This is a genomic window from Acidobacteriota bacterium, from assembly GCA_028874215.1.
Classification (GTDB): domain Bacteria; phylum Acidobacteriota; class UBA6911; order RPQK01; family JAJDTT01; genus JAJDTT01.
The window spans coordinates 1-2501 of record JAPPLF010000106.1 but is presented as its reverse complement, the minus strand read 5'-3'; the positions used below and the strand labels follow the sequence as shown (position 1 = coordinate 2501).

The 2501-nt window shown below is 51.8% G+C and carries 2 protein-coding genes and 1 CRISPR repeat array; both genes read left to right on the top strand.

Translation table 11 applies throughout. The features are described from left to right. Positions 1–323: type I-E CRISPR-associated endonuclease Cas1 (locus OXT71_21680; GenBank protein ID MDE2929006.1), on the top strand; the 323-nt coding region annotated here is incomplete at its 5' end. Next, a complete protein-coding gene (gene cas2e, locus OXT71_21675) occupies positions 323–616 on the top strand; it encodes a type I-E CRISPR-associated endoribonuclease Cas2e (protein MDE2929005.1) in 294 nt (97 codons plus the stop codon). The genes OXT71_21680 and cas2e, both read left to right, overlap by 1 nt. Before the next feature lie 58 nt (positions 617–674). Continuing rightward, a CRISPR array of direct repeats spans positions 675–2166; the repeat unit is 28 nt; unit sequence GGTTTCCCCGTGTGTACGGGGATAGACC. Positions 2167–2501: the final 335 nt, after the last annotated feature.

Here is a 2501-nt window from a genome sequence, read left to right as displayed (position 1 = left end):
CATTGAATCATGTGGTGAGTGCCGTGGAGGCTGCCGCCGCCATTGCAGTATCAGCCACCTCAACTATCCCACAACTTGGCTTTATCCACGAGGACCCCGGCCAATCATTCGTGCTGGACATTGCCGATCTCTATCGAACCACGGTCACCATCCCCGCTGCTTTCCGCGCTGCGAAGCAGGCAGAATCTCCGCCCTATGGAAATATCGAACGTCTTGCCAGACGGGAGGCTGGTCGTGTCCTTGCCAGCGAAAAGGTCATACCCGACATGATTGAGCGGATCAAGGAGATGTTTGAAAACATAGACGATCAGGAGGATCCATAGTGCCCATGACTGTTGTGGTCACGCGCGATGTCGAATCGCGTTACCGTGGCTTTCTGGCCTCAGTGATGTTGGAGGTCTCGCCCGGTGTGTACGTTTCTCCCGACCTTTCCCACGGCGTACGCGAGCGTATCTGGACCGTAATAAGCACCTGGTACGATGTTTTGAACCGCGGTGCCGTGGTCATGCTGTGGCGTGATGGAACCGCATCCGGTGGTCTCGCCCTCCGTCATCTCGGTGATCCACCCAAGGAAATCCGTGATGCTGATGGTGTTTTGTTGGTGAAAAGGCTGTAAAGATAGTCAAAAGATTCCCCGTCCATTTTACGGGGTATAAGAAGTATACGTTTGTACAGGTTTCCCCGTGTGTACGGGGATAGACCCCCTTCCCAGGCTTTGGCTCGTATATCTGCATGGGTTTCCCCGTGTGTACGGGGATAGACCTTTTGGGCAGAGTAAATGCCCGTAACTTAGGTAGGTTTCCCCGTGTGTACGGGGATAGACCCCTTATTTTTGCAAAAGCCTTTTACGGATGGCAGGTTTCCCCGTGTGTACGGGGATAGACCTGGCAAATATGACTGCCGATGATATTGCCAATAGGTTTCCCCGTGTGTACGGGGATAGACCCTACAAAGCGTTGGTGGCAAATGGCTTGGCATAGGTTTCCCCGTGTGTACGGGGATAGACCTTTTGATGGATAGAATCCCAGAATATACCGAGAGGTTTCCCCGTGTGTACGGGGATAGACCCAACATTGGAATCTTGTAGGGCCATTGTTTCCTGGTTTCCCCGTGTGTACGGGGATAGACCCTTGGGAGTAGGCAATGCGGGCGAGTTCGACTTGGTTTCCCCGTGTGTACGGGGATAGACCCTTCCATCCCTTTGAGTTCTGACAAGTCTTTCGGGTTTCCCCGTGTGTACGGGGATAGACCTTATTATTCGTCTCTGACAAACAGTGAATATAAGGTTTCCCCGTGTGTACGGGGATAGACCCAAACGACTCCCTGTGTCATTGTCAATGTTGGTGGTTTCCCCGTGTGTACGGGGATAGACCCAAGAGATTGCAGATGAAAGACAGAGAATCAATGGTTTCCCCGTGTGTACGGGGATAGACCTCGCCAAGATGTTGGATATCTCTCCATCTACTGGGTTTCCCCGTGTGTACGGGGATAGACCACACCTGCTATTGGCATCTACTGCCTCGGACAGGGTTTCCCCGTGTGTACGGGGATAGACCTTGAAGTCGTGGTAACGCACGATGCAGATGGAGGGTTTCCCCGTGTGTACGGGGATAGACCTCCACTATGAAAACCTGCACCCGACGGGCTATAGGTTTCCCCGTGTGTACGGGGATAGACCCTTGAGGAATTGGGCATTGTCGTACCCCAGTGGGGTTTCCCCGTGTGTACGGGGATAGACCCCTTTGACGCGACAAACAGGCAAATAACAGGCAGGTTTCCCCGTGTGTACGGGGATAGACCGCAGGGGGGGGCACTTAAGAGGAAACGCTTTGCGGTTTCCCCGTGTGTACGGGGATAGACCTCAGGATGTCGCTCAATGATGCCATCTGGGAAAGGTTTCCCCGTGTGTACGGGGATAGACCCTCCCAATGCTCTGGCGACTTCAGATTGAGTGAGGTTTCCCCGTGTGTACGGGGATAGACCTCGAGCAGGTCATCCGGCGGAATGATGGGAATCGGTTTCCCCGTGTGTACGGGGATAGACCTTCACGGATAGCATCGCGGTGACTTTGGTGCCGGGTTTCCCCGTGTGTACGGGGATAGACCTTTTATTGTCTCAGGGATGGTGCCGTGCTGTGTGGTTTCCCCGTGTGTACGGGGATAGACCTTTTTATGCTTGACCATAGTACACGACAAAAAATAAAAGACCTGTGAAAAAAGCTAAAAAGAGTTAGGTTTGAATGTCCCAAGACAAACCTTTCTCATCTTAACAAGGCACAGGTCTATGTCTCCTGAAACTATTGAACTTCAAACGATTATGCAAGGATATTTTCACTGGCATAAAGCCCGAATAACGTTCACCGCTGCGTTCATATTGTCGCTGATAAAATTGCGTAGCGTCAATTTTATGAAACTGGCAAACGCACTCAATGGAACCGTCAAGCAGAAATCTAATTGAGGGGTGGTCATAAAAGGTTATCCTGCCTTCAAGCATGCTTTTAA